Source organism: Pseudomonas fluorescens (assembly GCF_001623525.1).
Lineage (GTDB): Bacteria > Pseudomonadota > Gammaproteobacteria > Pseudomonadales > Pseudomonadaceae > Aquipseudomonas > Aquipseudomonas fluorescens_Q.
Genome location: NZ_CP015225.1, coordinates 4775701 through 4792926 on the forward strand (window position 1 = coordinate 4775701; position 17226 = coordinate 4792926).

Sequence of the window (17226 nt, forward strand, 5' to 3'; positions counted from 1 at the left end):
CTTCGGGAGAGTCGCCATGCGTGCTCAATTAAAAGCTGTTCTGCCACGGGAGCTATTGGCTTCGGTGGTGGTGTTTCTGGTGGCGCTGCCCTTGTGCATGGGCATTGCCATCGCGTCCGGCCTGCCACCGGCCAAAGGCCTGATCACCGGCATCATCGGTGGCCTGGTGGTGGGTTTCCTGGCAGGTTCCAAGCTGCAAGTCAGTGGCCCGGCCGCCGGGTTGGCGGTGTTGGTCTTCGAATTGGTGCGCCAGCATGGCGTGGCAATGCTCGGGCCGATCCTGTTGCTGGCCGGTCTGTTGCAATTGTTGGCCGGGCGCTTTCGCCTCGGCTGCTGGTTCCGGGTCACCGCGCCTGCGGTGGTGTACGGGATGCTGGCGGGTATCGGCGTGCTGATCGTATTGTCCCAGGTCCATGTGATGCTCGACGCCGCGCCCAAGCCGTCAGGGCTGGATAACCTCGCGGCGTTCCCGGCGGCGGTGGCCCAGGCCTTGCCGTCCTTCGGCTGGCAGGCCGGCTTGCTTGGTTTGTCGACGATTGCGGTGATGTGGTTGTGGGAGAAGTTTCGCCCTCACAGCCTGCGCTTCATTCCCGGCGCCTTGCTTGGGGTGGGCCTGGCGACCATCGCCAGCCTGCTGCTAGCCTTGCAGGTCAAACGGGTGGAAGTCCCGGAGAACCTCGCCGAAGCCATTGATTGGTTGCGCCCGGCGGACCTGTTGAACCTGGCCGACCCGACGCTGCTGATCGCCGCCTTCGCTGTCGCCTTCATTGCCAGCGCCGAAACCCTGCTGTCGGCAGCCGCCGTGGACCGTATGCACAGCGGTGATCGTGCGGACTTCGACCGCGAACTGTCGGCCCAAGGTATCGGCAACATGCTCTGCGGCCTGCTCGGCGCCCTGCCGATGACTGGGGTGATCGTGCGCAGCTCGGCCAACGTCCAAGCTGGGGCTACCACGAGGATGTCGACGATTTTCCACGGCCTGTGGTTGCTGCTGTTCGTGTTGTTGCTATCCAGCGTGCTGCAAAGCATTCCGGTGGCGAGCCTGGCGGGCGTGCTGGTGTACACCGGTTTCAAACTGGTGGACCTCAAGGCGTTTCGCGGCCTGGGCCGTTATGGCCGGATGCCGATGTTCGTTTACGCCGCGACGGCGTTGGCGATCATCTTCACCGACCTGCTGACCGGTGTGCTGATCGGCTTCGGCCTGACCCTGGCGAAACTGGCCTGGAAAGCCTCACGGCTGAAAATCAGCCTGATCGACCTGCCCCAGGAAGGCGAAATGGAACTGCGACTGGTCGGAGCGGCGACCTTCCTCAAGGTGCCGGCGCTGACCCAAGTGCTGGGCAGCATACCGACAGGCGCGACCGTGCATGTGCCGCTCAATAACCTGAGCTACATCGATCACTCGTGCCTGGAGCTACTGGAAGAATGGGGCCGGGCGAATGCCAGCAAGGGTTCGAAGCTGCTGATCGAATCCCGCGGGCTCAAGCGCAGGTTGGAGGGGCGGTTGCGCACGACCGTGGGGGTTGGCGCGGCTTCTGCCTGACGCTCCCACAGGCAACCGCTCACTCAAGGTTTGCTTGATTCATTGTGGCGAGGGAGCTTGCTCCCGCTGGACTGCGCAGCAGGCCCATTTTTGTGAGTGCTTCGCACTCGAGCGGGAGCAAGCTCCCTCGCCACGGGGGCCGCTATTTTCTTGAGTGGCCCATCAAGCCGCCGGCTGATCCAGCTCCAGCCCAACGCCCAGACGACGGGACATGCACGGCCAGCGCTTCCAGGCCGCGCCGGTTTGCGGGCTACTGAGCTTCTCGCGGTAGGTTTCTACCGACTCCAATGCAAACGTCTCGTCGTTGAGCATCTCATCGAACGTGTGATGGACCACTTCATCGAGTTGGTTGGCAAATGCCTCACCGATCAACTGGTGAGCGATCAGATTGGCGACCGTCATGTCCAAGGGGATCAATGGCTGGCCGAAATGCTTGATATACAGGTCGTTGACCTCTTCGACGAACCGATGTGCCAGGTAGGCTTCGTCCAGAAGGCTGTCGAGCCCGACATGCCCGGCCATGATGGTCGGCGGCTGGAGGAAGTACTGTTCGGCAATCTTCAATACCGGTTTGATCTGCGACTCGATACCCGCCTCCCTGGCGACGTCATTGGCTGCATCCAGCAGGTCGGGTACTTCCTCAATGTAAGCGGCGACAAAACGCGCCAGGACGTCGTTGGCGTCCGCGTCCGGCAATTGAATGGCTCGGTGCAGGTTCGGCAGTTGGGCCGTCAACTGACGAGTCAACTGGCCGGTTTCGGCCTCGTGTTGTTGGGCTTTTTGGATCTGCTCGCGCAATGCGGCGGTGTTCATGACAACTCCAGGAAACAAAGGCAATGAAATAGGGAAGACATAACTTAGCTGGCGCAAAAACACTCCTAAGACCTATTTTTCATAACTGTCGCTTCCTTGCTACGCCGCAGTTATATCGATTTGCCATCACTCAGGTCGCATCCTTCTCCATTCGTGGGCTCTAGCGCAAGCCCCGGCTGTTTCAAACGATTTACGCCATCGCGTTGCGAGGTTGCAGGTGCTGTCTATACTCGGTTTGGAATGGAGTTAGCTGATGACACCCGATTGCATGTGCAGCAAGGCGCGGCGAGTCAATTAAGCAGTCTGAATAGCCGATCCCTTGCCGCAGGCTTTACGCCTACGGGATAACAAGAACGATAAGGGGAACCCGCAATGACGCGACATCCACACGTATGGATGGGCCTCCTGTTGTGGTCGATTTTCAGCCAGGCGCAAGCGGCCTGGACTGTGAATATGGCGCCTGGAGCGACACAGATCAGCAACGCAGTGTTCGACCTGCACATGACCATTTTCTGGATCTGTGTGGTCATCGGCATCATCGTCTTCGGCGCCATGTTCTGGTCGATGATGATGCACCGCCGCTCAACCGGCCAAAATGCCGCGCATTTCCACGAAAACACCCGCGTCGAAATCCTCTGGACCATCGTACCCTTCGTGATCCTGGTGCTGATGGCGATTCCGGCCACCGCCACCCTGATCAAGATGTACGACTCCAGTGAATCGGACATCGATATCCAGGTCACCGGCTATCAATGGAAGTGGCACTACAAGTACCTGGGCCAGGACGTCGAGTTCTTCAGCAACCTGGCCACCCCCGCCGAACAGATCCATAACCAGAGCGCCAAGGGCGAGCACTACCTGTTGGAGGTCGACAAGCCGCTGGTGCTTCCGGTCGATGCCAAGGTGCGCTTTTTGGTGACCTCCGCCGACGTGATCCACTCCTGGTGGGTGCCGGCCTTCGCGGTCAAGCGCGATGCGATCCCCGGGTTCGTCAACGAAGCCTGGACCCGCGTCGACAAGCCCGGCCTGTACCGTGGCCAATGCGCCGAGCTGTGCGGCAAGGACCACGGCTTCATGCCGATCGTGGTGGAGGTCAAGAGCAAGCCCGACTATGAGAAATGGCTGGGTGAGCGCAAGGCCGAAGCCGCGCAGCTTAAAGAATTGACCAGTAAGGAATGGACGCGCGAAGAACTCGTTGAGCGCGGCGACAAGGTCTACCACACCACCTGCGTGGCTTGTCACCAGGCCGAAGGCCAGGGCCTGCCGCCAATGTTCCCAGCACTCAAGGGCTCGAAAATCGCCACCGGGCCGATCAAGGATCACCTGAACATTGTCTTCCACGGCAAACCCGGCACCTCCATGGCCGCGTTCGGCAAACAGTTGTCGGAAGTCGATATCGCCGCGGTCGTGACCTATGAACGCAACGCCTGGGGCAACAACAAGGGCGACATGGTGACGCCCAAAGAAGTGCTGGAACTCAAACAGGCAGAAAGCCAATGAGCCGTCCTGACGTGTGTTCCCGCAACCGGTCGGGGCTCATTGCCCCGCGCCGTCCAGCCCACTCGTTCGAAGGAGACAGGACATGAGTGCTGTGATCGATGACCACGGTCATGCCGGCGCCGACCACGCCCACGGCCCCGCCAAGGGCCTGATGCGCTGGGTGCTGACCACCAACCACAAGGATATCGGCACGCTGTACCTGTGGTTCGCCTTCTCGATGTTCCTGCTGGGCGGCTCGTTCGCCATGGTGATCCGCGCCGAGTTGTTCCAGCCCGGCCTGCAGATCGTGCAGCCGGAATTCTTCAACCAGATGACCACCATGCACGGCCTGGTGATGGTCTTCGGTGCGGTGATGCCGGCGTTCGTCGGCCTTGCCAACTGGATGATCCCGCTGATGATCGGCGCGCCGGACATGGCCCTGCCACGGATGAACAACTTCAGCTTCTGGCTGTTGCCGGCGGCGTTCCTGATGCTGGTGTCGACGCTGTTCACCCCGGGGGGCGGGCCGAACTTCGGCTGGACCTTCTATGCGCCGCTGTCCACTACCTATGCGCCGGAAAGCGTAACGTTCTTCATCTTTGCCATCCACCTGATGGGCATCAGCTCGATCATGGGCGCGATCAACGTGATCGCCACCATCCTCAACCTACGTGCCCCCGGCATGACCCTGATGAAGATGCCGCTGTTCGTCTGGACCTGGCTGATCACCGCGTTCCTGCTGATCGCGGTGATGCCGGTGCTGGCCGGCTGCGTGACGATGATGCTGATGGACATCCACTTCGGCACCAGCTTCTTCAGTGCCGCCGGTGGCGGTGACCCGGTGCTGTTCCAGCATGTGTTCTGGTTCTTCGGCCACCCCGAGGTATACATCATGATCCTGCCGGCCTTCGGCGCCGTCAGCTCGATCATTCCGGCCTTCTCGCGCAAACCGTTGTTCGGCTACACCTCGATGGTCTATGCCACGGCCGCCATCGCGTTCCTGTCGTTCATCGTCTGGGCGCACCACATGTTCGTGGTCGGCATTCCGCTGGTAGGCGAGCTGTTCTTCATGTACGCGACCCTGCTGATCGCCGTGCCCACCGGGGTGAAGGTGTTCAATTGGGCCAGCACCATGTGGCAAGGCTCTCTGACCTTCGAGACGCCGATGCTGTTTGCCGTCGCGTTCGTGATCCTGTTCTCCATCGGTGGTTTCTCCGGGCTAATGCTGGCCATCGCCCCGGCGGACTTCCAGTACCAGGACACCTACTTCGTGGTCGCGCACTTCCACTACGTGCTGGTGCCCGGCGCCATCTTCGGGATTTTCGCCTCGGCCTACTATTGGCTACCGAAATGGACCGGCCATATGTACGACGAAACCCTCGGCAAGCTGCACTTCTGGCTGTCGTTCATCGGCATGAACCTGGCGTTCTTCCCGATGCACTTTGTCGGCCTGGCGGGCATGCCCCGGCGGATTCCTGACTACAACCTGCAGTTCGCCGACTTCAACATGGTCTCGTCCATCGGCGCCTTCATGTTCGGCACCACGCAGATCTTCTTCCTGTTCATTGTGATCAAGACCATCCGTGGCGGCGAGCCGGCACCGGCCAAGCCTTGGGATGGTGCTGAAGGCTTGGAGTGGAGCGTGCCGTCGCCAGCGCCGTATCACACCTTTACCACGCCGCCGGAAGTGAAATGAGATGACTCATGGAACCCCTGTGGGAGCGAGCTTGCTCGCGATGGCGGTCTGCCTGGCACACCGCGTCGCCTGCATCGCGAGCAAGCTCGCTCCCACAGGAATACGGGTGAGGGTTGAGGATCATGGCTGATTCGATTTCGATGAAGAAACTGGTCACCCGTCTGTTGCTGGTGGTGGTGGCCATGTTCGTCTTCGGGTTTGCCCTGGTGCCGATCTACGACGTGATGTGCAAGGCGTTCGGCATCAACGGCAAGACCGCCGGGCAATACGAAGGCGAGCAGACCGTCGATGAATCACGCCAGGTTCGCGTGCAGTTCCTGTCGACCAATTCGGTGGACATGCCCTGGGACTTCTACCCCAAGGGCGATCAGTTGGTGGTCCAGCCGGGGGCGGTGAACGAAATGGTCTTTGTCGCCCACAACCCCACCGACCGGCCAATGAGTGCCCAGGCGGTGCCGAGCATCGCGCCGAGCAACGCAGCGGCGTATTTCCACAAGACCGAGTGTTTTTGTTTTACCCAGCAAGTGCTGCAACCCGGCGAACGCATCGAAATGCCCATGCGCTTCATCGTTGACCGGGACATGCCCAAGGAAGTGAAGCACCTGACGCTGTCCTACACGCTGTTCGATATCACCGCTCGTCATCCACCGGTGGCTCTAAACACTGACCGATAGCGTGCCCGATAAGGAGAACAATAAATGGCAACTCACGAACACTATTACGTTCCGGCCCAGAGCAAATGGCCGATCATCGCCACGGTCGGGATGTTCGTCACGGTGTATGGCCTGGCCACCTGGTTCAACGACCTGAAGGCCGCCCGGCCGGATTCCCACGGGCCGCTGATCTTTTTCGTCGGCGGCCTGCTGCTGGCCTACATGCTGTTCGGCTGGTTCGGCGCGGTGATCAAGGAAAGCCGCGCCGGGCTCTACAGCGCGCAGCTCGACCGCTCGTTCCGCTGGGGCATGAGCTGGTTCATCTTTTCCGAAGTGATGTTCTTCATCGCGTTCTTCGGCGCCCTGTTCTATGTGCGCATGATCTCCGCGCCCGGCCTGGCGGGTGAAGGCACCAAGGGCCTGTCACACATGCTCTGGCCGAGCTTCGAGTTCGCCTGGCCGCTGCTGAACAACCCCGATCCGAAACTCTTCCCGGCGCCCAAGGACGTCATCAGCCCCTGGGGCTTGCCGCTGCTCAACACGGTGCTGCTGGTCAGCTCCAGCGTCACCGTCACCATCGCCCACCATGCCTTGAAAAAAGGCCATCGTGGCGCGCTGAAACTCTGGCTGGCGATCACCGTGCTGCTGGGTTGCGCCTTCCTGGGCTTCCAGGCCGAGGAATACATCCACGCTTATAAAGAGCTGGGCCTGACCCTGGGTTCCGGCGTCTACGGCGCGACCTTCTTCATGCTCACCGGTTTCCACGGCGCCCACGTCACCATCGGCACGATCATCCTGTTCGTCATGCTGATGCGCATCATGCGCGGGCACTTCGACAACGAGCACCAGTTCGGCTTCGAGGCGGCGAGCTGGTATTGGCACTTCGTCGACGTGGTGTGGATCGGCTTGTTCGTCTTCGTCTACGTGCTCTGAAACCAACGTTACCAGGGTGCGTGGGAGACCAACTGGCCGCTGAAAAAGCCCCAGGCGATCAAGCCGACGGTGGCGGCGGCCAGGCTGACCCGAATCGCCAGGGCGATGACCAGGCGATTGGAACTGCTGTCGTCCTTGACCAGAAAAAACAGACCACTGAACAGGCTGGCAATCGTGGCAATCAGCATCAGGACGATGGCTGCTTTTAGCATTAGGGACACTCCGGGGGGACGCGATGCACGTGAGTATAGCTATCCCGTTCGACGGCTTTCGGACGGCACCATGAAAGGCTTCCGGCCGGGCATCGTGCCGTCTTTGGTGGTGGCCGTGTTGGTGCCGGTGATGGTGTGCCTGGGGTTCTGGCAATTGAGCCGGGGCGAACAGAAGCGTGTGCTCATGGACACTTACGCCGAGCGCCGCGTGGCGCCGCCGATGGACAGCACCGAGCTGGCACACACCAGCGATCCAGCCTTTCGAGCGGTCATACTGCAGGGCCAGTTCGACGCCGAGCACAGCATCCTGCTGGATAACCGCCAACACGACGGCAAGGTCGGCGTGGAGTTGCTGCAACCGTTCCTCGACCACCGGACCGGGCTCTGGCTGCTGGTCAATCGCGGCTGGCTGCCCTGGCCGGACCGGCGTACCCCGCCGGTCTTTGACACGCCAGAACAATCCGTCAGCCTCCAGGCCTGGGTCTATGTCGCACCGGGCGCGACGTTCCAGCTTCACCCCGACCCGACGGGCGCCCCCTGGCCGCGCCTGGTCACCGCCATCGAGCCGGACAAGCTCTGGGCCGACCTGGGCCGCAACGGCTTCGCCTATGAAATGCGCCAACAAAACGGCCCCGGCGCCTACCGGACCGATTGGCCGGTGGTGGCCATGGGGCCGGAAAAACACCTCGGTTATGCCGTGCAGTGGTTCGCCATGGCGGCGGCGCTGTTCGGCCTTTTTCTTTATCTCGGATGGCACAACGCAGGGAGACACCATGGGAAGCACCATGAATCCAACCAACACGTCTGAGGCGCCCGCGGCACACAACCGTCGCAAGGGCCGCGTGCAATTGCTGCTGATCGTGCTCGGGGTGATCGGCCCGATGATCCTGGCCACCGGCATGTACAAGTTCCAGTTCTGGGTGCCCGACAGCCGCAGCTACCACGGCGAACTGATCGGCACCGGCCAGACCCGCGCCGAGATCGGGGTACAGGCCGATGAGCAACGCTGGCAGATTTTGGTCACGGCGCCACAGGAATGCTCGGTGGATTGCCGGCAACTGGTGTACCTGGCCCGACAAGTCCAGATCGGCCTGGGCCGCGAAGCCTCTCGCGCCAGCCATGCCCTGGCGGTGGCGCAACCGTTGGACGCCGAGTACGACGCCCAACTGCAGCGCGAATACCCGCAATTGCAACGCTACCCACTGGACCTGCCGGCCTATCAGAAAGGCGCCCAGGGCTCCGGTGGCGCCCAACTATGGATCATCGACCCCCACAGCAACCTGGTGCTGCGCTACGACGCTCGGGTCAAGGGCAAGGACCTGCTCAACGACCTGCGCCATTTGCTGAAACTGTCGAACATCGGATGAGGGCATCGACATGGCCAAACCAGGATTTCGCCTCGCGCTGTTTGCCACGCTGCTGGCATTGATCGTCGTCCTGCTGGGCGCCTACACCCGGCTGACCCACGCCGGCCTCGGCTGCCCCGACTGGCCCGGTTGCTACGGGTTCATCAGCGTGCCCAAGAGCGAAGCCCAACTGGCCCACGCCGAGTTGCACTTTCCCGACACCCCGGTGGAAGCCCACAAGGGTTGGAACGAGATGGTCCATCGCTACTTCGCCGGGGGCCTGGGCTTGATGATCGTAGCGTTGGCGGCACGGTCCTGGATGAACCGCCACCGTCCGGGCCAGCCATTGAAGTTGCCACTGTTCCTGCTGGCCGTGGTCTTTGCGCAAGCGGCGTTCGGCATGTGGACCGTGACCCTGAAACTCTGGCCACAAGTGGTCACCGGGCATTTGCTGGGCGGCTTCGCGACGTTGAGCCTGCTGTTTCTGCTGACCTTGAGATTGTCCGGCGTGCTGCCGGCGCTGACCGTGCCCAAACGCCTGCAACACTGGGCCACCGCCGGGCTGCTGCTGGTGATCGGCCAGATCGCCCTCGGCGGCTGGGTCAGCTCCAATTACGCCGCCGTGGCCTGCATCGATTTCCCCACCTGCCACGGCCAATGGCTGCCACCGGCCGATTTTGCCAACGGCTTTCACCTGACCCAGCACATCGGCCCGAACTACCTGGGCGGGCAACTGGACAGCGACGCCCGTACCGCCATCCACCTGACCCACCGCATCGGCGCGTTGCTGGTGACCGTGGTACTGCTGGGGCTGGCCTGGCAATTGAAAACCGTCGGCATGACCCGCCTGGCCGGCCTGGTGCTGATCGCACTAGGGGCCCAGATCACCCTGGGCATCAGCAACGTGCTGTTTCATCTGCCGCTGCCGGTGGCCGTCGCCCACAACGCCGGGGGCGCCGCACTGCTGCTGACCCTGGTGCTGGTCAATTATCATGCCCGCACCAGCCTGGTCCGGGTCAAGCATCAAGTCCCGCTGCGCTGGCGGTTCAACCCGCATAAACACAGCGCCAGCCCCATAACTATAAAAGGAGAGATGCCATGGCAACCTTGACCGGTGAACGCCACAGCCAAGCGATCTGGCGCGATTACCTGGAGCTGACCAAGCCCAAAGTGGTGGTGCTGATGCTGATCACCTCACTGGTGGGCATGTTCCTCGCCACCCGCGCCGGCGTACCGTGGACGGTGCTGGTATTCGGCAACCTGGGCATCGCCCTGTGTGCCGGCGGCGCGGCGGCGGTCAACCATGTAGTGGACCGGCGCATCGACGCGGTGATGGCCCGCACCCATAAACGCCCCTTGGCCGAAGGGCGGATTTCCCCAGCCGCCGCCCTGACCTTCGCCCTGGCCCTGGCCGTGATCGGCCAGGCCTTGCTGCTGGCCTTCACCAACCCGCTGACCGCCTGGCTGACCCTCGCCTCACTGCTCGGTTATGCGGTGGTCTACACCGGCTTCCTCAAGCGCGCAACGCCGCAGAACATCGTCATCGGCGGCTTGGCCGGCGCGGCGCCACCGCTGCTGGGCTGGGTCGCGGCCACCGGGCATGTCAGCGCCGAACCACTGCTGCTGGTGCTGATCATCTTCGCCTGGACCCCACCGCACTTCTGGGCCCTGGCGATCCACCGCAAAGAAGAATACGCCAAGGCCGACATCCCGATGCTGCCGGTGACCCACGGCGAGCACTACACCAAGGTGCATATCCTGCTGTACACCCTGGTGCTGCTGGCGGTGAGCCTGATGCCGTTCGTGATCCAGATGAGCGGCATGCTCTACCTGATTTGCGCGCTGGTGCTCGGCGCCCGGTTCCTGCAATGGGCCGTGGTGTTGTACCGTGGCAGTCGGCCGCACGCGGCGATCAATACGTTCAAGTACTCTATTTATTACTTGTTCCTGCTGTTCATCGCCCTGCTTGTAGATCATTACTTACTGTTGAGCCTATGACTCGAACCCAGAAAACCGTCTTCATCCTCGTGGCCGTGATCGCACTGATCCTCGGCCTGACCATCAACAAGGTGCTGTCGGGCAAAGGCCAGGGCGACCCGACCGCGCTGATCGACGCCGGCATCATCCTGCTGCCCCAGAGCCGCAACCTGCCGGACGTGAAAATGACCGACCAGGACGGCCAGCCCGTGGCGATGGACGGGTTGAAAGACAAATGGAGCCTGCTGTTCTTCGGCTACACCTTCTGCCCGGACATCTGCCCGACCACCCTCGCCCAACTGCGCCAGATCAAAAGCGAGTTGCCGAAAGAGGCTGTGGATAAGTTGCAGATCGTACTGGTCAGCGTCGACCCGAACCGCGACACGCCCAAGCAGCTGAAGCAGTATCTGGGGTACTTTGATCCGCAGTTCATTGGGCTGACGGCTTCGTCGGTTGAAGACCTGCAAAAACTGGCGAATGCGGTGAGCATTCCGTTTATTCCGGCGGATACCAGTAAACCTAACTACACGGTTGATCACAGCGGCAACCTGGCGGTGATTGGGCCGGACGGTACTCAGCGTGGGTTTATTCGTGCGCCGTTGAATAATCAGAAGCTGGTGGCGCAGTTGCCGGAAATGCTGAAGCGCAAATAACCTCCGAGGGGCACACCGCTCAGCTAAGCCATCCCGATTCCTTGTGGTGAGGAAGTCCCTTGTGGCAATGAAATCCATTGTGGCGAGGGAGCTTGCTCCCGCTGGGCTGCGCAGCAGCCCCCGAAAAGCTGAACACGATCAACATGGCACAACGCGATGACTGGCCTCCAGCCCCCAATCTCTCTGTGGGAGCTGGTGAACACAGTATCTGCAACAGCCCCCAATCCCTGTGGGAGCGAGCTTGCTCGCGATGAAATCGACACGGTTCCAGACCAAAACAAGTCACCCGCATCGTCGACAAACCCTGCTCCTACAGACCCCACCTACACCCCACCACCAACCCACGCATCCTTGCGCCTTTGCCTACAACTACGCCAGAATCCGCCCGCTTGTGCGCCTTGTCCCGGGGTTCTATTGTTTTCCTGCCACTGCCCATCAGTGGTCGGGTTTAGTAGCCCGGTTAAGGATACGGTCGCATGAGTCTCATCAGTCGGGCATTGCCCGCACTCGATGGTGGCTGTGCGCATGGCGCCTTCGGGCGCGCCGGGTTTTCCGTTGTCCTACCGGTCTACTAACTTGCGCACAGCTGCCTCCCTTTCGTTTAGTAGCGAGACGGTAGCGGCCTACTAACAAAGGAAACGTGAAAATGTTCAAAGCAACTCCAAATCCCCCAGATGCAGACCCCACCCCGCAATCCGCAAAATCCAAAGCCAAGCAGCAAGACGAAACCACCAAACGCGTGCTCGATCACTACCTGCTGCCGAAATCTGAAAAATCTAAAGATGAACCAAAACCGGGCCAGCTATTCACCGTCGTGAAAGGCCTCGATAACGAATGCTTGCTCGCCAACCTCAGTGAGACGCTGGCTTCGGCTGATGCGATGGTGAGTGATCTGGCGTTCGACCTGAAAGGCTCGCGGCGTCATTTGGCGCTGGGGATTCAGCAGTTGATTGAGCTGAGCTCGTTGTTGGCGAATCAGGTATTGGATAATGTGGAGCCGGGGCGGTAGGTAGGCTGTTCCCAACGGAAAAACCCGGCGTTCTGCGTCGGGTTTTAGTGCGTTCATCCATAGACGTGAACGAGTTCTCTCTAAACAAGAACTCTTCCAACAACAATCGCTCCTCACCTTCCACACAGCCCTTTTAGCGAAAGGCTGAAAACGGCCAGAAGACCTATGGAACTTGGGGCAGTTTATTTCTGATTTTGCAGCGGGTATGACAGACACCGATTTTTTTGGACACCTTTCGAGAAACAATGTGGCGATTCGACGGTTCAGAATCGGAGATGAGATTGCGTTGTTCCACGTCTTTTACTCTGCCATTCACGATATTGCGTCAAGAGATTACACCCACGATCAAATCGAAGCCTGGGCTCCTGCTGATCTTGATCCAGAGCTCTGGGCGAATCATCTTCGAGATCTCCGTCCGTTCGTGGCTGAGATCGACGGCGAAATAGTAGGCTACGCCGACATTCAACCGAACGGTTACATCGACCATTTTTTTGTGTCGGGTAATCATCCCCGGCGGGGAATAGGTTCTTTATTAATGAATCGCATTCATGAAGAAGCCAAGTTGCTTGGAATCAGCGAGCTTACTTCTCATGTCAGCAAAACGGCTGAACCATTCTTTGTATTGCACGGTTTTTATGTCGTAGAGCGAGGATTTCCGATCCGTCGGGGTGTAACGCTTCAGAATGCGTTGATGCAGAAAAGCCTGAAATGCGGCATATGAATATTCGGTAGAGGGGCAAGTGGCCGCTTTATTTCTGATACACGTGGGATGCAATTTCGCAAACAGCACTTTGGGTGAGTCACATTCACTGGAAACTGGATGTCAGCATCACTGGAATACACACCCGCCGTCAGGCAAAGGTTAGCGGATAGCCAGGCAGGATGCACCGACCACTGTCGCTCGGCGTAACTGCGACATGACGTTCCCCGCCGTAATCACCGCCGTAGGCAACATTGGGCAACTGCTCGCGGCCAGCGCCTCTGCGACCCAGGTATTGCAGGTATAAAACAGCGAATAGCTACCCTCGGCCTGATAGAACCGGCTCTCTCCATACAGCCCAGGCCCGAGCACCACCAAGGTGCCCGTCGCTGAGTGGGTGAAGGTCCCGGCCACGAACGCGAGCAGTCGTTGGTAGCCGTCCTCCGTCACCCGCACTTCGATGACCTCGCTTGCGGCGAAACGCCGCCTGGGGTCCCCGTCAATCTTGACCGCATGCAGCACGGTTGCCGTCGACCCGAACAAGGCTCGCAGGGCGAGGCTCGAGGTGGCCTGTGGGGCTCGGTAAAAATCCTCGTCCCCCCAACCGAACTCAACGAAGTCGCCGTCGCTGAACGCTTCGGCCAGTGCGGGAAGCACCTGAAGTAGATCGGGGCGCGCAATGACTAACCCGGTATGCAGGCCATGATTCACTACATAGAAGGACCGCCAATCGCCACCCTCGCCCCTCGGCGGGTCCGACGCGGCAGCGCAGCCGAACAGCGTGAGGACCAGGGTCAGCACTACAATGCGCATACACAAGGGCTTGGAGGCTCGCTAACGAAACGTAGGAAAACCCAGCGGGGTTGGCGCTGTATCTCGGCCAGAAGCAACTATGGCGCTTAGACATTCAAAGCAGCAGACAGATAAGGGGACGGATTTATTTTAAAATCACACAGTCTGCTCCCTTATCCACCAACCGGACGACAGTCAGAGGATGGCAGGCAGTAGAGCAACTCCCCCGTCATGTAATCAAACCAATAGACGGATCTATCGAAATCGACTGCTTCGATATAGTCGGACAATAATCTAAAACCCTCGGAAAATATCTCCGCGCCAGACACTTGCCAGATTATGTCACCATCAATGGAGAGGCTAGTAATCTCCAGCTCACCGTGTGAGAGGAGAACTCGATGCTGATTTTCCCAGTAGATACCAAAGCAAGTCGCAGTATCGACCTTAGCGGTCCACAGAATCTGATCGGGATGCTCTAGCGACAAGCAGGCTACTCGGTCGCCGACTGCTATATAGAGCTTGTCATCGACCGCTGTCGCCGAATGCTCATGGATTGCGGTGCAGCCGCCTCCGGCACCTATCACTAGGATATTTTCACCATTCTGTTTCACCCCATGGACTGACGTGATCGACCCGTCCGTAAGGAGCAACTGGTGCGCATAGGCGTGCGTGTTGTCCGTGGATTTAAACGAGTACGTCGGCTCGTCAATGATCGTGATGAGCCCATATGGGGTTTGGATGTCCATCGGATTGCTGTTTTCTGACCCGTTTGCGATCAGAGTATGCCTCAGGTTTCACCTCGGGACAGAACACCTGCTTCGAGCGCCGCCGTCCTGGTTGGGAGATTAGGGGCCATGAGGCATCGCATCGCTGGCCTAAGGACATCCCTGAATCCTGATTATCTCGATGCACCAGGATGATCGTATTGACTGTTTTAGGGCTGCTTCGCACCCCAGCGGGGATAAATCCCCTCGCCACAGAGTTTTTGTGTGTCGACTGCTTGGCGTTCGGGGCTGCGGACCTTTTATAGCGCTTCGCACTCAAGCGGGAGCAAGCTCCCTCGCCACGGGGGTTCGAGCCGCTGTCGGGAGCCCGGGCCGCTTTTGTCCGTGGGTCTCATCACCCGCTGCGTGCCGGTTTATCCCGTCCGGCACGCGTGTCCATTTTCCTGGCCTTGGTTTGACCGCTTAACTCAAAGACTCCGAAACCGGCGTAGTCCCCCGCCCAATCAACCGCCCCAACACCCCACTCTCATCAAACAACGCCCCCTTCGCCGCCGCCGCATCAGAATCCGCCAGCAACGCCGCCAACCCCGCCGGCAGCCCGACACTGATCAACACCGCCTCAAACTCAGCCTGCGGCAGGTTCTGATAAGCCACCGGCTTGCCGGTTTTCTGACTGATCAACGCAGCCAGCTCAGTCAAGGTGTAGCTGCTATCCCCCGCCAGTTCATAGACTTTGCCCGCCTGCCCTTCAGTGGTCAGCACCACCGCCGCGGCTTGGGCGTAGTCGGCACGGGGGGCGGAGCTGATTCGGCCCTCCCCGGCGCTGCCGAGCAGGACGCCATGTTCCACGGCGCTCGGTACGTTCGCCAGGTAGTTTTCGCTGTACCAGCCGTTGCGTAGTAATACGTGGGGCACGCCCGAGGCTTTCAAGGCGGCTTCGGTATCGCGATGTTCAGCGGCCAAGCCCAGGATGGAGGTGTCGGCGTGCAGGACGCTGGTGTAGGCCAGGAGCGTGACACCCGCGGCCTTGGCGGCATCGATCACGGCGCGGTGTTGGGCCGCGCGATTGCCCAGTTCATTGGAGGAGATCAACAGCAGTTTATCGACGCCTTTGAGCGCGGCAGTCAATGTGGCCGGTTGGTTGTAGTCGGCGGTGCGTACCACCACGCCCCGTGCGGCCAGGTCCTGGACTTTGCCGGGGTCTCTGACCAGGGCGACGATTTGCTCGGCTGGCACGCGTTCAAGCAAGGACTGGATAACGAGACGGCCCAGTTGGCCGGAGGCTCCGGTGATGGCGATCATGACAAATACCTTGATGGGAAAAGGACGAAAAGCCATCCTAGGGACCTAAGTAACTTTTTGTAAGTACGTACATAAAGGTAAGTACCGTGGACACCACCACCGAAATTTCCGAACCGTTTAGCGCCGCTGTCCGACGTGGCGATGTGCAAAGCGCCGACTGCCCTTCTCGTGAAGTCCTCAAGCACATGACCAGCCGTTGGGGCGTGCTGGTGCTGGTCATGCTGCTGGGCGGGATGCACCGCTTCAGCGAACTGCGGCGCAAGATCGGCGGAGTCAGTGAGAAGATGCTGTCGCAGACGTTGCAGGAGCTGGAAGCGGATGGGTTGGTCGACCGCAAGTCGCTGCCGGTGGTGCCGCCGCATGTGGAGTACCGCTTGACGCCGTTGGGTCGGGAGGCGGCTGAGCATCTTGAGGTGATGGTGAATTGGATTGAGGAGAAGATCCCGCAGATTATGGCGGTGCGGCGGAGTCGGTTGGGGGATGGAACAGAGGAGTGATCGGGCCGGCTTCGGGAACGCTCAGTTGCTTGTGCTAATTGCAACTGACATTTCTGACAGTAGCGACGGATGTTCGATGGGCATTAAATAATGCTTCCGAACCCACGAAAAGGAATCATCCAATGGCTCAGTCATATCGGATCAAGCTACCCGAGCAAAAACTATCAAAAGGTGCCTCCCTCAAGGAAATCACTTTGGATAGCTCCATCAACCGAGGCGATCTGCTGAAATTTGAAGTTTTCCCCGAGTTCACCTACATCGTCACTCAGAAGACTTATGAGCTAAAACTGGACGATACCTACCGGGTTGAGCTTGAGACTGATCTCTATAAGCCTTGAAAACTGTGGAAGAGGGGACGGATATTTTCTTCAAAAAAAATCCGTCGCCTTTCTCATGCTTTTCGTATTGCTCGCTTCCAGACTCCCTCTAGTGATTAGGGTCAGCACTTTTGATGCCATAAAGCTGCAGCTGATAATAAGTATAAAAACAGGAAACCGTTAAAAATGTAAAGACAGTTGGCAAATGGTTTGGGTGCATCCAGTAAATTAAATTTTTAACTAATAGGACTGCCGTTACGATAGTAGCTAGAATACTTATAGATTTCACAAGAAGTGTACAGGGCATATTATTTAATTTTCTTGATCGATAGCGTCGCTGCAGTCCTAGGGCTACCAGCGATATGAACAGCGTGCCAATGATTGCTGCGAATGGGATGGCAATAATGTCATGCTCGACTGCATAAAAACCACCCTCAAAGTTTGAATATAAATTGTAACCACCGATTATCGGGATAGCTGAGAGACTTGCCAGATACAATAACAGCGAATGCCGTATCTTCATATTTTTGTCCTTGCGTCATGGCAGCATTGTTATCAATGCCGGGGCAACTCGGCTTA

Annotated in this window: 20 protein-coding genes; 14 read left to right on the top strand and 6 right to left on the bottom strand. The window is 59.4% G+C overall.

The features are described 5' to 3' along the window. Positions 1 to 16 precede the first annotated feature (16 nt). Entirely contained in the window at positions 17 to 1543 is a 1527-nt protein-coding gene (locus TK06_RS20505; protein ID WP_063323565.1) for a SulP family inorganic anion transporter, read from the top strand. 162 nt (positions 1544 to 1705) lie between these two features. Here TK06_RS20505 and TK06_RS20510 read toward each other — a convergent pair whose 3' ends face one another. Continuing rightward, entirely contained in the window at positions 1706 to 2356 is a 651-nt protein-coding gene (locus TK06_RS20510; RefSeq protein WP_063323566.1) for a hypothetical protein, read from the bottom strand. Positions 2357 to 2728: 372 nt separating this feature from the next. On the opposite strand from TK06_RS20510, the gene coxB reads away from it, so the two are divergent. The 4 genes from coxB (at position 2729) to TK06_RS20530 (ending at position 7117) form a co-directional block, all read left to right on the top strand. Further along, positions 2729 to 3856: a cytochrome c oxidase subunit II gene (coxB, locus tag TK06_RS20515; RefSeq protein ID WP_053126998.1), complete on the top strand. Its 1128-nt coding sequence runs from the start codon at positions 2729 to 2731 to the stop codon at positions 3854 to 3856. A gap of 82 nt (positions 3857 to 3938) precedes the next feature. After that, the gene (gene ctaD / locus TK06_RS20520) at positions 3939 to 5531 is read left to right on the top strand and encodes a cytochrome c oxidase subunit I (RefSeq protein WP_063323567.1); all 1593 of its coding nucleotides are present in this window, start codon (positions 3939 to 3941) and stop codon (positions 5529 to 5531) included. 122 nt (positions 5532 to 5653) lie between these two features. Beyond that, positions 5654 to 6205 carry a cytochrome c oxidase assembly protein gene (locus TK06_RS20525; protein ID WP_063323568.1) on the top strand — a complete coding sequence of 184 codons (552 nt, stop codon included), beginning with the start codon at positions 5654 to 5656 and terminating at the stop codon, positions 6203 to 6205. A 24-nt stretch (positions 6206 to 6229) separates the two neighbouring features. Beyond that, a complete protein-coding gene (locus tag TK06_RS20530) occupies positions 6230 to 7117 on the top strand; it encodes a cytochrome c oxidase subunit 3 (protein WP_063323569.1) in 888 nt (295 codons plus the stop codon). 8 nt (positions 7118 to 7125) lie between these two features. Here TK06_RS20530 and TK06_RS20535 read toward each other — a convergent pair whose 3' ends face one another. Further along, positions 7126 to 7329, bottom strand: coding sequence for a twin transmembrane helix small protein (locus tag TK06_RS20535; RefSeq protein ID WP_014335867.1), 204 nt, complete (start codon positions 7327 to 7329; stop codon positions 7126 to 7128). 70 nt (positions 7330 to 7399) lie between these two features. On the opposite strand from TK06_RS20535, the gene TK06_RS20540 reads away from it, so the two are divergent. The 7 genes from TK06_RS20540 to TK06_RS31070 all read left to right on the top strand — a co-directional run bounded on the left by TK06_RS20540 (position 7400) and on the right by TK06_RS31070 (position 13035). Beyond that, positions 7400 to 8137, top strand: coding sequence for an SURF1 family protein (locus tag TK06_RS20540; protein ID WP_063323570.1), 738 nt, complete (start codon positions 7400 to 7402; stop codon positions 8135 to 8137). Further along, complete coding sequence (locus tag TK06_RS20545) at positions 8103 to 8696, top strand: hypothetical protein (protein ID WP_063325192.1); 594 nt, start codon at positions 8103 to 8105, stop codon at positions 8694 to 8696. Before TK06_RS20540 ends, TK06_RS20545 begins: the two co-directional genes overlap by 35 nt. Positions 8697 to 8706: 10 nt before the next feature. After that, the gene (locus TK06_RS20550; RefSeq protein ID WP_063323571.1) at positions 8707 to 9786 is read left to right on the top strand and encodes a COX15/CtaA family protein; all 1080 of its coding nucleotides are present in this window, start codon (positions 8707 to 8709) and stop codon (positions 9784 to 9786) included. Continuing rightward, positions 9774 to 10673: a heme o synthase gene (gene cyoE, locus TK06_RS20555; protein ID WP_063323572.1), complete on the top strand. Its 900-nt coding sequence runs from the start codon at positions 9774 to 9776 to the stop codon at positions 10671 to 10673. Before TK06_RS20550 ends, cyoE begins: the two co-directional genes overlap by 13 nt. Continuing rightward, on the top strand, positions 10670 to 11305 hold the full coding sequence (locus tag TK06_RS20560) for an SCO family protein (protein ID WP_063323573.1): 636 nt from the start codon (positions 10670 to 10672) through the stop codon (positions 11303 to 11305). Before cyoE ends, TK06_RS20560 begins: the two co-directional genes overlap by 4 nt. 646 nt (positions 11306 to 11951) lie before the next feature. Continuing rightward, positions 11952 to 12314 carry a DUF6124 family protein gene (locus TK06_RS20565; RefSeq protein ID WP_063323574.1) on the top strand — a complete coding sequence of 121 codons (363 nt, stop codon included), beginning with the start codon at positions 11952 to 11954 and terminating at the stop codon, positions 12312 to 12314. 172 nt (positions 12315 to 12486) lie between these two features. After that, positions 12487 to 13035 carry a GNAT family N-acetyltransferase gene (locus TK06_RS31070; protein ID WP_238992559.1) on the top strand — a complete coding sequence of 183 codons (549 nt, stop codon included), beginning with the start codon at positions 12487 to 12489 and terminating at the stop codon, positions 13033 to 13035. 141 nt (positions 13036 to 13176) lie between these two features. Here the strand turns inward: TK06_RS31070 and TK06_RS20575 are convergent, their stop codons facing one another. The 3 genes from TK06_RS20575 to TK06_RS20585 form a co-directional block, all read right to left on the bottom strand. Further along, a complete protein-coding gene (locus TK06_RS20575; RefSeq protein WP_063323576.1) occupies positions 13177 to 13827 on the bottom strand; it encodes a DUF2459 domain-containing protein in 651 nt (216 codons plus the stop codon). A 152-nt stretch (positions 13828 to 13979) separates the two neighbouring features. After that, positions 13980 to 14552 carry a hypothetical protein gene (locus TK06_RS20580; protein ID WP_063323577.1) on the bottom strand — a complete coding sequence of 191 codons (573 nt, stop codon included), beginning with the start codon at positions 14550 to 14552 and terminating at the stop codon, positions 13980 to 13982. Positions 14553 to 14993: 441 nt separating this feature from the next. Beyond that, positions 14994 to 15833: an SDR family oxidoreductase gene (locus TK06_RS20585; RefSeq protein WP_063323578.1), complete on the bottom strand. Its 840-nt coding sequence runs from the start codon at positions 15831 to 15833 to the stop codon at positions 14994 to 14996. 86 nt (positions 15834 to 15919) lie between these two features. Here TK06_RS20585 and TK06_RS20590 point away from each other — a divergent pair, with 86 nt between their 5' ends. Then, positions 15920 to 16330, top strand: a complete 411-nt coding sequence (locus TK06_RS20590) for a winged helix-turn-helix transcriptional regulator (RefSeq protein ID WP_063323579.1) — start codon at positions 15920 to 15922, stop codon at positions 16328 to 16330. 122 nt (positions 16331 to 16452) lie between these two features. Then, on the top strand, positions 16453 to 16668 hold the full coding sequence (locus tag TK06_RS20595) for a hypothetical protein (protein WP_063323580.1): 216 nt from the start codon (positions 16453 to 16455) through the stop codon (positions 16666 to 16668). A gap of 88 nt (positions 16669 to 16756) precedes the next feature. Here TK06_RS20595 and TK06_RS32480 read toward each other — a convergent pair whose 3' ends face one another. Further along, a complete protein-coding gene (locus tag TK06_RS32480; protein ID WP_153044848.1) occupies positions 16757 to 17170 on the bottom strand; it encodes a hypothetical protein in 414 nt (137 codons plus the stop codon). Positions 17171 to 17226: the final 56 nt, after the last annotated feature.

Coding starts and splice junctions, on each gene's coding strand:
- TK06_RS20505 (WP_063323565.1), top strand. CDS start 17: ATGCGTGCTCAATTAAAAGCTGTTCTGCCACGGGAGCTATTGGCTTCG.
- TK06_RS20510 (WP_063323566.1), bottom strand. CDS start 2,356: ATGAACACCGCCGCATTGCGCGAGCAGATCCAAAAAGCCCAACAACAC.
- coxB (WP_053126998.1), top strand. CDS start 2,729: ATGACGCGACATCCACACGTATGGATGGGCCTCCTGTTGTGGTCGATT.
- ctaD (WP_063323567.1), top strand. CDS start 3,939: ATGAGTGCTGTGATCGATGACCACGGTCATGCCGGCGCCGACCACGCC.
- TK06_RS20525 (WP_063323568.1), top strand. CDS start 5,654: ATGGCTGATTCGATTTCGATGAAGAAACTGGTCACCCGTCTGTTGCTG.
- TK06_RS20530 (WP_063323569.1), top strand. CDS start 6,230: ATGGCAACTCACGAACACTATTACGTTCCGGCCCAGAGCAAATGGCCG.
- TK06_RS20535 (WP_014335867.1), bottom strand. CDS start 7,329: ATGCTAAAAGCAGCCATCGTCCTGATGCTGATTGCCACGATTGCCAGC.
- TK06_RS20540 (WP_063323570.1), top strand. CDS start 7,400: ATGAAAGGCTTCCGGCCGGGCATCGTGCCGTCTTTGGTGGTGGCCGTG.
- TK06_RS20545 (WP_063325192.1), top strand. CDS start 8,103: ATGGGAAGCACCATGAATCCAACCAACACGTCTGAGGCGCCCGCGGCA.
- TK06_RS20550 (WP_063323571.1), top strand. CDS start 8,707: ATGGCCAAACCAGGATTTCGCCTCGCGCTGTTTGCCACGCTGCTGGCA.
- cyoE (WP_063323572.1), top strand. CDS start 9,774: ATGGCAACCTTGACCGGTGAACGCCACAGCCAAGCGATCTGGCGCGAT.
- TK06_RS20560 (WP_063323573.1), top strand. CDS start 10,670: ATGACTCGAACCCAGAAAACCGTCTTCATCCTCGTGGCCGTGATCGCA.
- TK06_RS20565 (WP_063323574.1), top strand. CDS start 11,952: ATGTTCAAAGCAACTCCAAATCCCCCAGATGCAGACCCCACCCCGCAA.
- TK06_RS20575 (WP_063323576.1), bottom strand. CDS start 13,827: ATGCGCATTGTAGTGCTGACCCTGGTCCTCACGCTGTTCGGCTGCGCT.
- TK06_RS20580 (WP_063323577.1), bottom strand. CDS start 14,552: ATGGACATCCAAACCCCATATGGGCTCATCACGATCATTGACGAGCCG.
- TK06_RS20585 (WP_063323578.1), bottom strand. CDS start 15,833: ATGATCGCCATCACCGGAGCCTCCGGCCAACTGGGCCGTCTCGTTATC.
- TK06_RS20595 (WP_063323580.1), top strand. CDS start 16,453: ATGGCTCAGTCATATCGGATCAAGCTACCCGAGCAAAAACTATCAAAA.
- TK06_RS32480 (WP_153044848.1), bottom strand. CDS start 17,170: ATGAAGATACGGCATTCGCTGTTATTGTATCTGGCAAGTCTCTCAGCT.